Source organism: Citrobacter sp. TBCS-14 (assembly GCF_005280805.1).
In the GTDB taxonomy this organism is placed as follows: Bacteria; Pseudomonadota; Gammaproteobacteria; order Enterobacterales; family Enterobacteriaceae; genus Citrobacter; species Citrobacter gillenii.
This window is the reverse complement of the sequence record NZ_SZWM01001081.1, coordinates 205-510: the sequence shown is the minus strand read 5'-3', so window position 1 is coordinate 510 and position 306 is coordinate 205. Positions and strand designations below refer to the sequence as shown.

The 306-nt window shown below is 60.5% G+C and carries 1 protein-coding gene; it reads left to right on the top strand.

The genetic code is table 11. The features are described from left to right. Positions 1–234, top strand: a 234-nt coding sequence (locus FDX22_RS24070) for an OmpA family protein (RefSeq protein WP_146717897.1), incomplete at its 5' end; no start/stop codon positions are given. Positions 235–306 lie beyond the last annotated feature (72 nt).

Sequence of the window (306 nt, the reverse complement as noted above, 5' to 3'; positions counted from 1 at the left end):
ACAGCCGTCAACGTGCTGGGCTTCACCGACAGCACGGGCAGCCAGGATTTGAATATGCGTCTGTCACAGCAGCGTGCCGACTCCGTCGCCAGTGCATTGATTACCCAAGGCGTAGCAGCGAACCGCATTCGCACTCAGGGTATGGGTCCGGCGAACCCCATCGCCAGCAACAGCACGGCGGAAGGTAAAGCGCAGAACCGTCGCGTAGAGATTACGTTGAGTCCTGTGCAGTAATCGTTGAGCCGGGTGGCGGCTTCGCCTTACCCGGACTACGTTCGACATGTAGGCCCGGTAAGCGCAGCGCCA